The sequence below is a fragment of the Gorillibacterium massiliense genome, assembly GCF_000455485.1.
Taxonomy (GTDB): Bacteria; Bacillota; Bacilli; order Paenibacillales; family NBRC-103111; genus Gorillibacterium; species Gorillibacterium massiliense.
Genome location: NZ_CBQR020000150.1, coordinates 42,661 through 60,836, shown reverse-complemented (window position 1 = coordinate 60,836; position 18,176 = coordinate 42,661). Strand labels below are relative to the sequence as shown.

At 49.5% G+C, this 18,176-nt stretch carries 14 protein-coding genes and 1 pseudogene; all 15 read right to left on the bottom strand.

Going from position 1 to position 18,176, the window contains the following annotated elements; all coding sequences use genetic code 11:
- Positions 1-892, bottom strand: an 892-nt coding sequence (locus tag TJ79_RS21185) for a hypothetical protein (protein WP_040952341.1), incomplete at its 3' end; no start/stop codon positions are given.
- A 468-nt stretch (positions 893-1,360) separates the two neighbouring features.
- Positions 1,361-3,358, bottom strand: a complete 1,998-nt coding sequence (locus tag TJ79_RS21180) for a methyl-accepting chemotaxis protein (RefSeq protein ID WP_040952340.1) — start codon at positions 3,356-3,358, stop codon at positions 1,361-1,363.
- Positions 3,359-3,492: 134 nt separating this feature from the next.
- Positions 3,493-4,023: a DUF4269 domain-containing protein gene (locus tag TJ79_RS21175; protein WP_040952339.1), complete on the bottom strand. Its 531-nt coding sequence runs from the start codon at positions 4,021-4,023 to the stop codon at positions 3,493-3,495.
- 126 nt (positions 4,024-4,149) lie between these two features.
- A complete protein-coding gene (locus tag TJ79_RS21170) occupies positions 4,150-4,929 on the bottom strand; it encodes a prepilin peptidase (RefSeq protein WP_162162978.1) in 780 nt (259 codons plus the stop codon).
- A 1,211-nt stretch (positions 4,930-6,140) separates the two neighbouring features.
- A pseudogene (locus TJ79_RS28275) lies at positions 6,141-6,497 on the bottom strand (response regulator); the annotation flags it as partial.
- A gap of 35 nt (positions 6,498-6,532) precedes the next feature.
- A complete protein-coding gene (locus TJ79_RS21160; RefSeq protein ID WP_040952338.1) occupies positions 6,533-8,293 on the bottom strand; it encodes a pilus assembly PilX family protein in 1,761 nt (586 codons plus the stop codon).
- A gap of 11 nt (positions 8,294-8,304) precedes the next feature.
- Positions 8,305-8,892, bottom strand: coding sequence for a prepilin-type N-terminal cleavage/methylation domain-containing protein (locus TJ79_RS21155; protein WP_040952337.1), 588 nt, complete (start codon positions 8,890-8,892; stop codon positions 8,305-8,307).
- 13 nt (positions 8,893-8,905) lie between these two features.
- On the bottom strand, positions 8,906-9,487 hold the full coding sequence (locus tag TJ79_RS21150) for a type IV pilus modification PilV family protein (protein WP_040952336.1): 582 nt from the start codon (positions 9,485-9,487) through the stop codon (positions 8,906-8,908).
- Positions 9,488-9,554: 67 nt separating this feature from the next.
- A complete protein-coding gene (locus TJ79_RS21145) occupies positions 9,555-12,776 on the bottom strand; it encodes a vWA domain-containing protein (protein ID WP_040952335.1) in 3,222 nt (1,073 codons plus the stop codon).
- Between the two features lies 1 nt (position 12,777).
- Positions 12,778-13,992 carry an S-layer homology domain-containing protein gene (locus tag TJ79_RS21140; RefSeq protein WP_040952334.1) on the bottom strand — a complete coding sequence of 405 codons (1,215 nt, stop codon included), beginning with the start codon at positions 13,990-13,992 and terminating at the stop codon, positions 12,778-12,780.
- A complete protein-coding gene (locus TJ79_RS21135) occupies positions 13,989-15,065 on the bottom strand; it encodes a type IV pilus twitching motility protein PilT (RefSeq protein WP_081757057.1) in 1,077 nt (358 codons plus the stop codon). The genes TJ79_RS21140 and TJ79_RS21135 overlap by 4 nt, the downstream gene beginning before the upstream one ends.
- A gap of 13 nt (positions 15,066-15,078) precedes the next feature.
- Positions 15,079-15,894 carry a hypothetical protein gene (locus TJ79_RS21130; protein ID WP_040952333.1) on the bottom strand — a complete coding sequence of 272 codons (816 nt, stop codon included), beginning with the start codon at positions 15,892-15,894 and terminating at the stop codon, positions 15,079-15,081.
- Positions 15,895-16,518 carry a hypothetical protein gene (locus TJ79_RS21125; protein ID WP_040952332.1) on the bottom strand — a complete coding sequence of 208 codons (624 nt, stop codon included), beginning with the start codon at positions 16,516-16,518 and terminating at the stop codon, positions 15,895-15,897.
- Positions 16,515-17,519 carry a type IV pilus biogenesis protein PilM gene (gene pilM, locus TJ79_RS21120; protein WP_040952331.1) on the bottom strand — a complete coding sequence of 335 codons (1,005 nt, stop codon included), beginning with the start codon at positions 17,517-17,519 and terminating at the stop codon, positions 16,515-16,517. The genes TJ79_RS21125 and pilM overlap by 4 nt, the downstream gene beginning before the upstream one ends.
- Before the next feature lie 73 nt (positions 17,520-17,592).
- On the bottom strand, positions 17,593-18,096 hold the full coding sequence (locus TJ79_RS28480; protein ID WP_052339836.1) for a prepilin-type N-terminal cleavage/methylation domain-containing protein: 504 nt from the start codon (positions 18,094-18,096) through the stop codon (positions 17,593-17,595).
- Between the last annotated feature and the right edge of the window lie 80 nt (positions 18,097-18,176).

Genomic DNA, 18,176 nt, shown 5'->3' with positions numbered 1-18,176 from the left:
CGCGGGTGCGCCCCGGTGCGGCCAAGCCGCCGCCGCTAGGCGCAGCCGCTGCCGGTGGCACCCACCAGCGCTGCCCCTGCCCCGCGGCTGAGCCCGCCTCGCTGGCAGGGGCCGCCCCTTCGGGCTTTCGCCGCTGAGCGCCGCTTTCCGCTGCGCCTCGCTCCCGCCAGCTGCTTGCTTTCGCGTCACTCTCCGCCGAGCCTTGCTTCCGCTGGCCAAGCCTGAACGGAATGACAACCCGTTCACCCCTCTTACTTTCACCTAACCCATCAAGCCCACCACGAGCCTGTCCATACCCCCGTTCTGATGCGGGATCAAAAACCGATCTTTTAACCGGAACTTTCAGTTGGTCTTTCTCCGATCCGTTCAACTGCTCTTGCGTCGATACTCTCTCGGACCTTTTCAACGATCCCTGTTCCTGTCCCAGTTTCTGTTCCTGTTCTTCTACCTGTTCTTGTTCCTCTACCTGTTCCTGTTCCTGCTCTTGTTCCCGCAACTGATCAAGCATTTCCGCTTGTATCGATTCCTTCCATTTGTTTCGATGTTCTCGAGATTTTTCCCGCAGCAGCTCCTTTAACTGCTCCTGCATTCTTTCCAGCACCGAATCCGTCTCTTGTTCCACTGGCGTAGCATCGTCGCTGTCTACTATCTCGACAACGGCCGCCTCACTCTCTCGGCCTAGTCCCGTCTGGACACCATCAGCCCATTGTTCCTCTCTGCCTAGCCTGTCTGTCCTGTCTAGCTTGTCTACCCTGCCTTCTCCGACCTCTCTGCCTTCTTTACTGCTCCCTCCTGACGTCGCTTCTCTCTTCTCGTCAAGCCGATCCGCCGGGATCGGAAGCGTTTCTTTTTTCCTCGATGAGTTCAGGGGGACCGGCAGTGGATTCTTCATAGCATCGGCATCCTTTCGTACAGTTTCCCATGACTCTCCTATATAAGTTGAACCGAATAGTATAGCAATCGATACTGAGGAACTACGGGCCATTTGAACTTCCAGTCGCTCTCATTTTCGGATTCCTTGAATAAAACCACTTTTTCAGCGGATGAAATCCGTTTGTATTAGTGAGCGCTAACGCTCCTACAGTCCAATTGTCCTCCATTCCTCCTTCGACCGTTACTCTTTCAATCGTTCAACTTATATAGAATCAGAATCGGTTTTCTAGTGAAAATCCAAACCTGCCCTCGAAAGAGTCCTTCATGGTCTTTTTCTATCGTGTACTATGGATATGTTTTTACTAGCCGTGATAGAACCCTTTGAACGCTATTCAAAAAAGCGGCGCGCCCCTGCCTGCAATCCATTATTCATAGGCGTTTCAAATAATTGCAGATAGTCTAAATAGACTCTCCTATCACTCTGTTTTTATAGTTTAAACATGTCGACGATAGACGATAAAGTTTCCGCTGTCTTGGACAAGTTGGCGGCCGATGCGGAAATCTGCTCGGTTGAAGCCATTTGCTCCTCAACGGAAGCCGACACGCCCTCTGTTCCCGAGGCGTTATCCGCAGCGATATGGATAACATCATTGACGGACTCCGCGATACGTGCCGTCTGCTCGATGATTTCGACGGTAATGGCGCGCAAGGCACCGCTCATTTCCTCCAACGGATGGACGGCATCTAAAATTTCTTTAAATTTCAGGTCCGTTTCCTGCACATATTGGATGCCTCTTTTGACTTCCAAGACCGTATTCTCCATCGAGGAAACCGCGTCCGTTGCACCGGTTTGAATCTCGCTGATCAACGTCTTTATGGAGCCGGTGGAATACGCAGTCTGCTCCGCCAGGCTGCGGATTTCCGCCGCCACTACTGCGAAGCTGCGTCCGTGTTCACCTGCGCGAGCTGCTTCTATACTGGCGTTTAACGCCAAGAGGTTGGTCCTTTTCGCAATCTCTTGAATCATCGCAACAATCTTCTCTATCTTCTGGGACTCCTCGTGCAGACCGCGAATAATGAGAGACTGCTTATCCGCGAAGTCATGAATAACATTCATCTGGCGGACGACAGTCTGTATATTATCGCTGCCAGCGAGAGATTTGGATCCAGCCACGCCGGACAGATCATCCATTTGGGTAACGTACTCGTCAATTACGTTCATTCGGCCCGCTATCGATGCAATGCGGCCATGATTTTCAATCAACCTTGCTTCCTGTTTTCCGGCCCCCTCATAAATACGATGGGCCAGTTCCGCAATGTGTCCGGTAGCATGCGCTGCTTGCTCTGTGCTTGCGCTTAATTCCTGGGAGGAAGAAGCCAGCGACAACGCGGTTTCATTGATTTGGCTCATGTTCCGGTGTATGCTATCGGCCATCTCATTAAAACTGTTGCCCAACTTGCCAAGCTCGTCGTTCCTTGCCACTGGGATCCGTGCGGATAAATCGCCTTTGCCAATTTTCTCTGCCGTATTCACCATCGTCCGCAAGGATCGGAACAGGCCGATGAGAATATACAAAATCAAAGCAACCGCAACGGTTATCGCCACAATGACAACGAGCAGAGTCTGTTTAAGAATCGGCTTTGCCTCATTTGCATATTCCTTCTTAAGCATAACTCCGCTAACCTTCCAGCCTGTCAACGGGTCCGTTACATAAGACATCGTCATCGGCTGCCCGTCACTGACATAATCAAACTGCCCTTCATCTGCAGCAAACATGTTTTCCACCCAATCTCCCGTCGCCTGTTCTCCGGGCTGCAGTGTCGGATGGGCCACGACCTTACGGTTGTTGTCGAGAATAATCGTATAACCCTCTTTGCCGATTTTGACATTGTTCGAAAGACCGGTCAGTTCATCAATTTTTACCTCATTGCGAATTACCCCGCTGCCGTCCGCCACCGCTTTCGAAATACCGATGACAAAATCACCGGTAATGACAGAGAAATAGGGAGCGGACACATATGGCTCCATCGTATTTTCCATAGCGGATTGGTACCATTCTTGGGATTGGGCTGGTTCCTCAAGAGCCCACGGCTTCCCTTGGGCATTCCAGTAATAACCGGAGTCGCTGGCGAATTCGATACTGGAGCTTATTGTATGGGTCTTGAAAAATGGCGTAATGATTTTACTTTGCAGCGTTGCGTCCGGCCCTGAATAAGAATCTGACGTAATGAGCGAAGCCAAATAGTCGGTATTAGCCGTTTCCGCCAGTGCATACTGGGCAATGACCGAATCCAGCAAATGGACGTTTTGTTCCGCGCCGCTCTCCATTTGCTTGCCAACCTCGCTTTTTGCCGTTTGATAAGAAAGAACACTTATGGACAGTACAGGCCCAAATAAAATAATGACAAAGGTAATAATGAGTCTACTGCGTAGTGAAAGCCCTTTCAAAACTCCGAAGAGTGGTTTCCTTCCATTTCGATTCATGTTGCCTAACCTCCATTTAATTAATGAATTTATTAATAAAATCATAATTATATTATCCATTATTGTGCAAAAAACCGCAAGAACCCCGACCACATTTTGATCGGAGTTCCCCGGCTTTTTCTTATTCCGTCTATTTAGATAACCGCCAACTTTCGCCCCAGCACCAGCAGTGCCTCATACGGATCGCCTGCAAGACTTAAAACCTGGGCAAAAGCCGGTTCCGTCTTGACCCCTTGATCTTTCAATCGAATGACCTCCGCCTTAATCTCGGGCTGCTGCCGCAAAAGATACTCTTCCACGACCATATGCAGATAAGCATATTGCTCTACCACAGCCTGAGGCTGGCCAAACAATTCAATAGGGAAGCCGCCGTATGCAAAATTTGCTTTTACCGTCGGCACGTTCCGAATCTCTTTGTCTTTCACACGAAACCCCGGTAGAGTCCCATACAGCTTCTCGACCCGTCCCGTAAACTCCGCGAAATCCTCGACCCTCATGATGATATCCAGATCGGATCCTGCCACATCGATGCCAATGGGGAGCGTTCCACAGAGCAAAGGTTCATAGGCCGATAACGCTGCAAAAACACCCAACTCTTCGATTGCCGCATACGCTTCCCGCTGCCTGCCAGTTCCGTTTTTCAACCTCTCCAGACTATCAAACATGCCGATCACTCCTTTCCGCTAACTATACCAAAAAAGAAAAAAGAAGAAACCCGGCAACATTCCGCCAGGTCTCTTCGCTCACAGCCTCTGCCGTCTCGGGTCAGGGTTAGGGTGCTCCGTTCTCAGTTACGAAAATAAAATGAAGTCCAAGTACCACTTGATCATATCATTGCCAAAAAAGAACGCTACCAACGCTCCGAGAGCAATATACGGGCCATAGGGTATAGCCGTTTGCCTCTTTAATAGACCTGTCGCAATTAAAATCATCCCAACTAGGCTTCCGATCAGTGCTGAGATAAAAATGCAAAGGAACAGCAGCTTCAATCCCAGCACAAGACCCATAAGGGCGATAAGCTTCACGTCTCCCCCTCCCATGGCATCTTTTCCAAAGGCTTGAAACAACCGGGCGAGCCCGTAAAAGAACAATCCCCCGGCAAAAAAACCCGCCGCCGACTGCCACAACGGATAAGGATGAATGAAGATGCGCAGCAGAACAAAAAGCACCATTGCGGGATAAATGATTTTATTCGGAAGAAGCTGATACTTCAAATCCGCCACGGTGAGGATGACCAGAATAGATATAAGCGGATAGCCGATCCAAAGCTCCTGAGCAGGCAGGACAAAAGGCAGAGCGGCAAACAGGATAGCGGTAACCGCCTCTGTAACCCAATAAGAGTAACCGAGGCTTGCGCCGCAATACCGGCACTTGCCCCTGTTCCAAAACCAACTGACCAAGGGAATCAAATCGTTCCATCTCAAGGCATGGGAACAATGATCGCAGTGGGAGCGCGTGTTGATCCAATTTTCCCCTTTCGGGAGTCTTTCCCCTACCACCTGAAAAAAGGAGCCGAACACCGCCCCCGTTATGGCGAGTAAAGCGGTTAAAATGACTGTATCTGCAGACAATGAGATCATGAGCGATAGGATTTGAATGCCGGGGGAATTTTTTCGTCCATCCAATCCAGCAAAAGGTAGAAATTTTCCAACGACATCTTCATTGGATGGTTTTGATCGTTTTCATCCGTGGTCGTAATTTGAAAATGATCATCCCCTTCATTGTATTGGACCGTGTACAGCAAATCGTGCCCGTTTACCAGCTCCGTCCAATGACAGCTAAAGCTGCTGGCTAATCTTTTCTTCATCGGTCTCTCATTGTTGACGACAACGTCCGTTTTTACCAATTCCACAGGAACTGCCTCCTCTTTCACTTCAATCGCGTTTATTTCTGCCGGTTCCTCATTTTTTTCGAGGAGATCATCGATCCTATCGGCTTCGCTACCAATTGGAGCTTCCGTTTGTACGCTTAATACGTCTTCTTTGAAGCTTTCTTCTTCGAATGTGATACTCCCCTCAAGCACCTCTAGCTGCTCGCTAACCACTTCAACCTCACCCGTGATCCCGGTCTCGTCATGAAGAATCGCACTCGCGATCATTTCATCGGTGATCATGAGATTGTTCTCCGGAACTTCATTGTTCCGTACTACCTCCACGAGATTAACCAGATCATCATCTGCGGATTGAAGAGCGTGCATTCCCTGATCTTCCGGCGCAAGTGAAGCTTCTTTGATGATTACTGGAGCAGCCGGGTTTAACACAATCTCTCCCACCAAAGCGGATTCATCCGGCTCCGAATCATAAGTGGGGGCTGTCTCCAGCCGATGCTCATATGGCGGGTCTTCATCCTTCTGCAAGAACCTCCCTGTCCCCTCGATGACTTTGAGAGCCGGGACTCCTTCCTCTTCGTTCCGAATGATCCTCTTCTCCGAAGTATCCTTGTTGGATTTGCTCTTATTCACAAATCCAAAGCTCGCCAACCCGACGATATTGCGTTTACCCATTTCTTCGGTTTCTTCTTCGCTGATTAGCCCGTAAAGGCTTGTCTTCTCTTTCTCGGCAAGAGCCGCTTGCTGGGCCATTGCTGCTTGTTGAGCAAGGGCCGCCTGCTCGGCCACAGCTTGTGCAGCCGCTTGCGCGGCAGCCTCATCTGCCGCCTTTTCTGCCGCTCTTGCAACCGCCGCTTCTTGGGCTGCCGCCGCCGCTGCCGCCTGCTGGGCGAGAGCGGTTTGCTCGGCCAGAGCTAACTGTCTTTTTCTCTCGATGTTCACCTGGATTTTGGGCATCATTTCATTGATAAGCGTTTGAACCCGGCCTTCTTCAAATGGCTTCATGATGTACGTGTTAGCTCCAGCCTCCAGAGCATCCGCAATGAGGTCCTGCTGGCTGCTAGCTGAACATATGACGACGACGGCATGGGGATCGATCTTACGAATTTCTTTCATGGCTTCTACGCCATCCAGCTCAGGCATGGTGATGTCAAGCATGACCAGATCCGGCACGCACTCCTTATACCGTTCTATGGCCATTCTTCCGTTAGCAGCTTCCCCAACGACCCGATGACCGATTCTTTTTACAATATCCGCCAGCATCACTCGCATAAATCGTGCGTCATCGACAATCAACACGTCAATTGGCATTTTTGTTCACCTTCCTAGTTGAGGATGACCTCTTGTCATCTTACCGTATCGATACTTTTGACATAAACGTTGACGGTGTCAGTAACCGGTATGCCTTGGGGAGGATCATCATACAAGTTGTCGTCATACAAAATTTGCAGCCGGGATGTTTTCTCGGTTAAGTCGCTGTCGTCTTGGTTCGGTTCATTCAATGTGTCGGTTTCCGCGTTATACTTGAAATCTCCTCTTATTGCGTTAAGCGTGACGTCTTTTCCTCTTACGCCCCCTTGTATCATCAATTGAGACTTTACACCGTATAGGTTCATGCTTTTTTCTGAATAAAGATAAGAACGAAAACAGTTGGATGAATCTTTGCCGCACGACTTAACATTCGCATCCGTATTCGTGTCTGAAAAGCTGATGTTTCCGCTGGCAGCAATCACGATAGACTTTTTATTCAAAACATTGATGCTTTTTGCATTCTTCAATTCCACATCGCCGTCAACGTAAATCGTTCCGTTCGCCTCCAGCGTGCCGTTAATATACAGATTGCCGCGAATGAAAACATTGCCCGTCAGAGTCAAATCGGTAAACACCGCATCTCCCTCGACAATAAGACCGCCATCAGGTATGTCTACTGTTCCTCGTAAATCGGCGACTGTAATGCCCGATCCATTCAAAATGGCAACGGAACCGCCTGTGACAGACAGTTTGCCGGTTGACGGGATATCCAGACCGCCATCTTTTGTAATCCAATTGCCTGTATTGGATTTGGATATGGGGTATTCATTCGCCTCAGGCCAACTGTTAGGGCTTAACCACGGAGTAGTCGTCCATTTTTCCGCATCTGCAATCGCGTCGTTTACGTAATCGCGTACCGTCAAATAATCCCCATTGGTAAAGGAAGATCGAGTTGCAAGGGACGTGTCATAAATCGGATAAAAAGAAGCCCCGGTAAATTTCTGCGCTTTTTTTCGGCCAAGATCATCATTATCGTCGGCACCGGTGACCCGGAAGAATCCTCTTAGCGAGGGCCCTTTCGTTCCCGAAACGGTCTGATCACTCCCCGAAACAATAAAGTAATGGGCGATGTCGCTCAGAAGCAGCGTGGACGGATCGTCAGCCGGACCGTCAGCCGGTTTGTTATTCTTATCGGCTTTATCTACCAGCAAGTTGCCGACAATATAGGGAGCTCCGTTTAACATCATGTCTCCATGAGAGACTAGGGAATACCGGAAAACCGGTTCTATGGTGCTCACATATACTATCATCCGTTTGGTCACCACCGGCCATATCGCCTTGTTGGAGGCGGAAACCTGCCACTTCCCAGTGGATTCGATCATGAGCCGCTGAACATAAGGAACATGCGGGAAGCGGTCATTGTTTTTGTCCGGTTTCACAAGCGGCTGATCCGCTTGATTGTCAATTGATCCATCTGCATTTATCTTGCGGTAAATCCGCCATGAATACGTGCCTGCTCCCATCGTTTTGCTGTTCGGCGCTTTCAGCTCCCCGATCACGGTATTCACGTTTGTTTTGGAAGCATCTACCCTGTCAAAATAATCAGTATGACTGTCGTTAGCGGCATCAACGGCATTCTGAATGGCGGCCAATGCCTCATCCAGTCCATTCTGAGCCATAGTCTCCGCCTTGACCTTACCTTCAACCAGAGAGGAATGAACGAGCCCCCCCTGAACGATTTGCAGGAGCATTAGGCCAAGCCCCATCATCACGACGATCGTCAGCATGGCCACGACAAGAGCGGCGCCGCGTTGGGAGTATTCTTTTTTTCGGCATCTCCTGCCTATGTTCGTCACAGAGACACCCCCTATTTGTCGCGGAAAAATTTCAAAGTCGTGTTCAAATTGATTTCCGTCCTTTTGATATCCCGATAGTGGGCATTGCCTTGAGGGTCGAGGCCAAAATGCAACCGGAGATTTACGCTGTCGTAGGCCAGAACAGTGAAGCCCGAATCTCCCTTGTCAATTTGAAACAATTTCCCGACAGGCTCAATCTCCTGTTCAGCAACTGCTCCATCTTTGGCCGTCTTGATTACAACACCATTTCCTTTATCCACTAGCCACATTCGGTATCGGCTCATAAATTCATCCGCACCAGAGGCGCGCTTGTAATAGTAGAACTGTGTCGGGTCGATGCTCGTACCATTACTGATGGACTCTACGTAAATCGAGTCCCTTAACGCTTCCGTCACTTCACCCAGCACCATATCGGCCTGCGTTCGGATTTGGGATTCCGCCGTCACTCTCTTGTACATGGAGATCCCCATAAAGAATGCGGTATACAGAATAGCGACAACCATGCTGAAGATGGCAACAACGACAAGAACTTCAATAAGGGTGATACCTGATTCTTGCTTCATGAGCGACCGGGACGCTTTAGGTTTGAACATGTTCATAACCGATTCCTCTTCACTGTACCAAATAAGAATCCAGACTGGCTGACATTCGGGCCGAAGGCTCCTGTGTCTCAACAGCGCTCTCGGGAATCTGCCAATAAACCGTCGTCTTCATTCGCAGCAACTTTTTGGCCTTGGCGTCCGTTAGGCCAAATTTCAACGTATCCAAAGTGTGCGTAGGCTCAAGGCTAATCCGAAACCGGTATTCGGTACCGTTAAGCTCTTGCCCGGCAAGCCGGGAAACTTCCGCTCCGGAGGCATCTTTCGTCATAAAAGCGTTCTTCAGACTGTTCGAATCCAAAGTCAACGGAGTGAGAATAATGGAGTGGCTCGGCGCCGGTGCTGAAGAAACTTGGTTCGTAAGTTCATTGAAAACATTCGGATCCGCAGCCACTCTCCTGACTTCCTGTTGCATCTGCCGGGCCAGGTTGATGGCGATGATCCTCCGGCTTTCATCCGCAGATTTCTCCATGGCAGATACGAAATAGGACATAACCACAATGCTGATAATCGCCATGATCGTTACCGCCATAAGCACTTCAATCAATGAAAGTCCGCGCTCATCATGGCGAATATCATATTTTCCGCAGTCCATGAATCAGGCTTCCTTTCGGGGAAGAAACCGGCGGCGCAAAGAACAGCCGCCGGATTTCAACCGGAGATTAATACCGCTTTTGGTTGTAATCGATTTGAACCAAAACCATCTTTTCCACGATACTCCCATCCGACCAGGTCAGCCGGATATGAACGTACGTATTACCCGAATTGGAAATCTTGATGGATCCGCTGCCATCCGCTTTAGGCCAAGTCTTCCAACTTGCAGCAGGAATATCCTTCGGATCGGATATCGTGGTAGAAGTTGCAAACTTTATGCTGGTTAGCTTGTGCCCTGGATGGCTAGCATCATATGCTTCATAAGAAGCGGTAATATCCTTTATTTCGACATTCACCGGTGCATTGGATAATGTGGGGCTTATGGTGTAATCCCCTCCGGTCTTCTTAGCAGTAAAACTGGGATCGGGAGCAAGCAGGATGTACTTGGTGACTTTGACTTTATTGCCATTGACATCCTCTGCGGTGATAACAAGCTTTTTCCAACCGAAGCCGCTAAGTGGGACATCTACACTAACCTTGTCATCCACTACCGACGACTTTATCGGATCTCCTTCGTTTACAGCTACCTCCAGACTATAGACGTAGCTATCCGCATCCGTTGCGGTTATCGTAACCGTCTGATTTTCATTCTTGTACCGGATCGATTCATCGGCAGGAGCGATTACCGGTGCCGTATCATCAACAGGTGCTTGAACGGTATATTGTTTAACGTTATCGTCCAAGTCCGTAAGAATCAGCTTGACGCTTTGGGCATCTGTCTCTGACTTTCGTGCATAGAAGGAGCCTGGATTGCTGACTGGACGAGTCGTGGATTCGACTACTTTTTTGCCCGTCTGGTCATAGATTTTCTGCAGTTCGAATGTATCGGCTAGCCCATTGCCCTCGGAGTCATCTTTTAAGGAATTCTTATCAATGACGTAGGAATAGATTTTATATTCCTTCGTAAAGCTGCCTTCAACAACCGGATCAAGGGGTGGAGTCTCGTCTGATGTCGCGTACTTGGTGACCGTAGCAACATTGCCGTTGACGTCTTCCGCGGTGATTTCCAGCTTCTTTTTACCGCTTCCGCTAAGCGGAACGTTTACGCTGGCCGTCTTATCGATGATAGTCGACGATACCGGATCTCCCCCGTCCACCGAAACCGAAAGCTTGTAAACGTAACTATCCGCATCCGTTGCGGATATGGTAACCGTCGGATTAGCTTTTGTATAACGAATCGTCGAACTTGTAGGGCTGATACTTGGCGCATTCTTATCAACCGGCGCCTTAACGGTGTAATTGTTGACGTTCCCGTTTTTATCGGTGAGGATCAGTTTGACGCTTTCGGCATCCGTCTCCGATTTTTGGGCATAAAATGTGCCCGGATCACTAACAGGGCGAGTCACGGAATCTATAACTTTTTTCCCAGCCAAGTCATAGGTTTTCTGCAGCTCAAAATTGTCGGTTAATCCGGTCCCTTCCGGGTCATCCTTCAGCGAGTTCTTATCGATGTCAAACGAATAGGTCTTATACTCCTTAATAAAGCTGCCTTCAACAACCGGATCAAGGGGCGGAGTCTCGTCGGTTGTTGCGTACTTGGTGACCGTAGCAACATTGCCATTGACGTCTTCCGCAGTGATTTGCAGTGTCTTATTGCCGCTTCCGCTAATCGTGACGTTTACGCTAGCCGTTTTATCAATAACAGTCGACGATACCGGAGTCCCCCCGTCCACTGAAACCGAAAGTTTGTAAACGTAACTTTCCGCATCCGTTGCGGATATGGTAACCGTCGGATTAGCTTTTGTATAACGAATCGTCGAATCGGCAGGACTGATACTCGGAGCATTCTCATCCACCGGTGCCTTAACGGTGTAACGGTTGACGTTCCCGTTTTTATCGGTGAGGATCAGTTTGACACTCCCGGCATCCGCTTCCGCCTTTCGAGCATAGAATGTTCCCGGATCGCTGACGGGGCGAGTCACGGAATCGACCAGCTTTTTCCCCGTCAAGTCATAGGTTTTCTGCAGCTCAAAATTGTCGGTTAACCCGACCCCTTCCGGGTCATCCTTCAGTGAGTTTTTATCGATGTCGAACAAATAGGTCTTATACTCCTTGATAAAACTGCCATTCACCACCGGATCAAGAGGCGGGATCGCATCGGAAGAACAAACCGTAATTTGCAGCGGATCGTCGATGCTCAAGGTTTTACCGGCCGTAGCAACATTATAAGTTACAGTAGCTGGCTCGAAAGTAAACGTGGTATCCTGCTTGACTTTGCCCGTATACTTCAAACGTACGCTGAAAGTTTGAGCAGAACTATTCGTTACCGGATAAACAATATCCGAAAGGTTGCGGACGATATAGCCATCCGAAATGGTGTAACCTGTCTCGCCATCCGCCAGCGCAAATCCCGCAGGCAGCTTTTGCTTAAACACCAGATTGTTCATCTTATTGCTTTGTAGGTTTTCCGTTATAGTCGTAAAAGCATTATTCAAACTCGTTTGATCGCTGGCTTGGAAATAGGTCCCCCCAGTGGTTTTGGCAATGGATTGCAGCAAGTCAATGTCCACATCATCCGTTCGATCTGGAGAAACGACGGCGATGGTAAACACTTTTATGTTCTTGCCTGCCAGAGTCTGGGCATCCTTGAGCGCTTCCGATTTACCTAGAGACGCGCTGGATACGTTTTGCTTTTTTGCATCATCATAATAGTAGTTGGCGGCTCCATCAGATAGAAGGATCAAATATTTTTCGGGATTGCTTCCGCTGGTTACCATATCGGCGCCAAGCGTCAAACCGTAGTCGATATTCGTGCTTCCAGCTTTTACAAGGGCATTGATGACCGTATCCAGGGACGAGAAATTATTTGTTAATGGCTGTTTCAAGGATGCGGAAGTATCGAAAGTTACCAAGCCCACCTTATCTTTGTTCGCCGGATTTTGCGCTTTCGCAGCGGCAAACTTAGCCGTAACCAGTTTGGCGGCTTCCTTCAAAGCTTCTAAACGAGTCTTTGTAGAGTTATTCGTCATCGGATTGCCCATGCTACCCGATACGTCGAGAACAAGCCCCAGGTCAATTGCGGATCGGTCGAGCATTTCTCCCGTGGGAGTCACGGTGTACGAAAGAGTAAGTATCTCGTTGTCCTTCATCTTTACCTTGTCTGCCGTCCGGTGCCCGGAAAGCGCTGCTGTATTTGTCACTCCTGCAGATGCTGGAACCGCCGGCAGCAAGCCTGCCAAAAGAGCGGCGGCCATGATGAGGCTTGGCCATTTGCGTTTACGATTATTCACCTCATTCTCCTCCTTTCATTTTGTCTGCCCAATCTTGGATGCCATAGACGACACGGAAAGCCTCGGCTCTCGTAAGGGTGTCGGCTGGACGGAACTTTCCCGTCGGTTCTGCGGTGGTAATGATTCCGGCTGCGCATACTCTCTGTAGAGCCTCAACCTGCTCTTTCTTCAATTTACTAATGTCTTTGAACGAAATCTTGATTCCTTCAGGCGCTACCCCTTCTGCTTTCAATGCGCTATCAATCAGCACTGCCATATCGATACGGGTGATAAACGCGTCAGGACGGAAGGTTTCGCCTGCTTTAGGCACGGGAAGGATGCCTGCTGCGATGGCTTGGCCGATGACGTGCTTGCCCCAATGCTTGCCGGTATCCGCATAGGAGGCAGTCGATTCTTCCCCTGTGTAGCCCATTCCTTTAACCAACAAGGTGATAAATTCGGCGCGGGTCAACGTTTTATTCGGACGGATCGTGTTATCTTCATAGCCTTTCACGATTCCTTCCTGCATCAGGGTTACCATGTATTTCGTCGCCCAGTGATTAAAGATATCCTGCGGCAACGCGACATCCTTGATGGTACTGGGAATATTGGCATCCAGGTTGACCGCCGATTGATTGGATGCCTCAGCAACAGGCACCTCGAACTTCACCCCATACAAGTTGTAGACTTGGTCTTTGTCGAGTACGCCGCTCTTTGCCGCCTGCGCTTCTTTGTCCGTCGGGATATACGCGCCCCATGGAACAATGCCCAGATATCCAGCGGAGTGAAAGGCATAACTGCTGTCAGCCGTAAAATAATCCTTCACCAGTTCCTCGTTATCCGTAGTGCTAACCGTTACCTTTCCATCCTGATCCAACCAGATCTCATCCCAGTAGGTCTGCAGATTATCCTCGCTCCGAGATAAAACCCCCGTCCAAACTCGCAGGACAGCTGCCTTGATCTCCTTGTGTGCAGTGTTCACCTGCGTGACAACGGCAAAGGGCTTGTCCGAAATCACTTTTCCGGCTTCCCAGCCTGTCATGTCAAACACGATAGAACGATAGGCCTCATCACGGCCTGCGGCATCAAGGGAACTTGTTGTGGTAAAATACCCCTTAACCTCCGCCGCTTTAGCTGATCCTACGGCCCCCGGTACCGATGCCGCCACCAACAAGACGGCGATCAAAAGAGAGAACACTCCCGTTTTCAACTTGCGCCATTGCTTTTTTCCAATCATGACATTGCCTCCCCTGTGCTTAACTCATACTGCTTCCAGGTATCCGCATGGATGATCCCTTCATGAGCCAACTGCTTCAAAACAGAGCTCATCGTCTGCATACCCAAATTGCGGCTTGTCTGTAAAACCGATTTGATCTGATAAATTTTCTCCTGGCGGATCAGGTTGCCGATTGCCGGAGTATTCACCATAATCTCCATAGCCAGAACCCGTCCGTTGCGGTCAATGCGGGGGATCAGACGCTGGGAGAGGACGCCGATGAGGACAGACGCCAATTGGATCCGGATCTGCCGCTGCTGTTCGGTCGGGAACGCATCGATGACCCGGTCCACGGTTTGCGGAGCATCCGGAGTATGGAGGGTGGCAAGCACAAGGTGTCCGGTTTCCGCCGCCGTAATCGCCGTACGGATGGTTTCCAAATCCCGCATTTCGCCAACCAGAATGACGTCGGGATCTTGACGGAGCGCAGCCCGCAAGCCGCTGGAAAAAGAATCGGTATCGCGGCCAATCTCACGCTGAACGATCAGGCCGCATTTGCTGCTATGAATATATTCGATGGGGTCTTCGAGAGTAATGATGTGCTTGCTTTGGGTCTGATTGATCCAATCCACCATGGCGGCGAGAGTCGTGGATTTACCGCTGCCCGTTGGTCCTGTAACCAAAATCAGCCCTTGATGCTTGCCGATAAAATCGTGAACGATAGGCGGCAGCCCCAAGCTGTCCATCTGCGGAATCCGGCTGGAAAGAACGCGAATCGCGAGATTTATGCCGTTTTTTTGGCGAAAAGCATTAATCCGATATCGGCCGACCCCGGAGAGGGAGATGGAGAGGTCAACCTCTCCCTTCTCTAAAAGCTCCTTCCATTGCCGCTCCGTCAGGATTTCTTGTGCGATCCGCTGGGTATCCGCCGCGCGGAGAATGTGTTCCGACAGGCTGGTCAATCTGCCGTCCCGGCGAACGATCGGCTTTGTTCCCACATTCAGGTGCAAGTCCGAGCACTCATTGGTGACGACCGCAGTCAATAACTCAGATGCGGAATGAACCGAAGCTTCTTCCGCTTCAGGGGTAGACATGCCGGGATTCCTCCTACCAAATAGGATTGGTGCGTTTTGCTGACGGATCGTAATCGACCGGGTAGGGATTGTCGATAAACTTCTTTAATCCGGGAGCATAGTAAGCGACGAATTCGAGGTTGCACTCCGTCTCTCGGGTTTTGCCGTTTACTTGAACCGGAGCCGAAAATGGAGTTTTAAACTCCAGCTTTTTCAATGTCATCAGCCGCTGATTGGTCTCCAACTCTTTGAGAAACCGGGAAAGCTTGCTGTAATCTCCCTTTCCCACCATCTTGATATTGATCTTCGCAGTAGCCAGTGAACTGGAACTCGTATTCGTCTCCAGACTTTTGCTTGCAGCAGAATCATCCGTAGTTACAGTATTTTCATCAGAAGTCTTTGTCGGCGTTGGAGTTGGACTAGCTGAAACCATGGAGGCTTGTGCCGTTGCGGAGTCGGAGGAGGCCGTCGAAGTTGTTGAAGCTGAGCTGCTTGTTGGGATGACCATATCCTTTTCCAGTTCAAAAGAGTAATTCTTCAATTGCATCCGGCTCACGGACTCCAACATGTGCAGATCCTTGAGCAGATCCTCCAGTCTTGGCGTCTCCGGGATCTGGGCTCGAACCTTCGCTATAGCCTCCTGGTCTGCATCAGCCATTCCTTTATTTTCCTTCTGGGCAACCTGAACCCGAAGCTGCTGAAGCTCTCTCTGCGTCGAAGCCAAGAGGGCTTCCTTATCTTTCTTTTCCTGCAAGGTCGGAGATAACACATTCATATAAAGAGCCGCTAACCCAAGGAGCAAGACGACGGCAATAAAAAGTAGTCCGCGTTTGGAGAGAATTCCGCCCATCTACTCGCTCCCTTTCTTTTGCTCAGCTTGTACCGGCATGATTTGAAACTCCAGCTTCACCTGCCGAGTCAGCAGCTTGGACATATCGAGCGTTTCTTTTACTTTTTCTTTTGCGTTTCCATCTTGCTGCTTCTGAACATCTTCAATCTTCTGCAAGGTGAACTCTCCGTTTTTCTGCAGATTTTGCGAGAAAGCGATGATATTATCGTTGGTGGCAAAATTAGCCGTAATCTGCAAAGTGGATTTTTCGGGCTCGATATAAATCGATAACAGGTTCGCTTCTTGAGGCAGGGCGGCGGCAACCCGGTCGAGCACAACGGTAGGGGCAGGGAGATCGCCTTTTATCATGTCCGGCAATTTCGCTAGACTCCCCAATTCCGACGGATTGGCTTGTGCGGCTAATTTGTTCTGAATGGTTTGAATTTGAGTTTGGGCAGCTGCAATATCGTCTTTGCTCTGTGCAATATCCCTTTTGGCCTGCAGATACAATGTTGTTCCGAAGGCGCTTACTCCCAAAAGGATAGCCAAGAGGATAATAAATGGAACCGCCATGCTGCCGCCTGAACGTTTTTGCTGCTGGATCAGATTGATCTCAATCGGCCGGTATGTCGTGGAGGCGCTCATCCAACCGCTCCTTTCAGGGCTAAGCCGAGAGGGATCGCATAAGGCAACACCGATTCAAGACTGGTGCCTGCCACCATCTGATCGATCTCCATTTTCATGGCGCCACCCTTCACCAATCCTTCAAAGGTGCTAGGCAAAACCGTGAGAAGTTCGGGATTCCCGGTCAGAAAAATTTGATCAAGCTCTCTCTGACTCTCGGAGACGGAATACTTATAGTAATTAATCAGGCGGCTAAGCTCCATTTGCAAACTGCGAGTATAAGCTTCGATGTTCATCTCCGCTCCACTGTTTAAAGCTTTCGCCCCGAATATAGGGATCGTACGGGTAACCGTCGGCACGCCATTTTGAAAGACGACAGCCTCTGCCTGATCTTTCTCGACATGCAGAATCATAAAGCTTTCCGGCAGCGTCATCTTGGTGCGCTGCGCCATCAGACAGAGCAGGCGGTATAGAGCAAAAGAAGGAATATCGGCGCTGACCGGCTCAAGTCCGGCCTTATAAGCCAATCCGGTATAGGCATCCACAGTTTCCCGGGAAGTGGTGATGATCATGACTTGCTCTTGCTTTTTCGAACGGGATTTCCCGGAATCTTCCGCAGCTGCCGCCGCCTCATCATCAGCGGCTCCAAGGCGGATATAGTCAAAGCTTGGATTGGAGAAAGGGAGCTGCCCGGAGCTATAGAGCTCCACGTCAATCAAATTGCGCATTTCTTTATCATGAACAGACGGAAACACGGATTTACGCATGACAACACTGGATGTCGGTAGCGCCAAGTGTACTCTTGCCTTGCGCAAGTCCGCCTTGCGGATCAGCTTGCCAAGCGCCGCTGTCACTGCATCTTCGTCTATAATAGTCCCGTTTTTTATGAACTGATCTTCAAACTCCACGGCATGAGCCTGGAGCACCTTTACCGGAAACGAAGGCTTCACCTGAATGAGCTTGATTCCCGTATCATGAATGTGCAGGCCGCAACCTGCCTTGCCTTTCCCGAAGCCGAACATGGTGCAGGCTCCTCTCGCTAGTTCTGGAAGTTCCCGGCGCTGCTGGTGCAGCGCCGGGGGTGGGTAATGTATATTATTTAGTAATGGTACCAGTTTCAATATCTCCTTCAGCTACGGGAGCCGCGGAAGTTCCAAACCGATCGGTACCACCACTTTTTGCTAAATATATTGTATAGGTATACGTGATACCAGCTTCAGGGTCAGTTCCATTTTGAACAACATTGACTACTGATGCGGTTGGACTAAATGTGTTGCTACGATCCATGGGATCTCTCGGAATTGCCGACAAATAACCATTGTCAAATAGCTCTTTTAATGTCAGTGTTTTATCAGATAAAGCAGTGTTATTTGCATCAGTGGTGACCATCGTTCGTGCAGCATCAATAATCATGTGCGCAGAAGAACGTACGGAGTTTCTTTCTGATTTACTAATCACCGCACCAATCGACGGAATAGCAATAGCAGCAATAATCCCGATAATGACGATAACGGCAAGCAACTCGACCAGCGTAAAGCCTTTTTGATTCTTCAATACCGGCTCTTTTACTTCAATCTCTTGCACTTCAACGTTTTCCATAATTCTTTTTCACCCCTACATTTAATGGTTGATGCAAATGATATGTATAGCATGCGGACTCTCCGGAAGGCGCCTCCCGA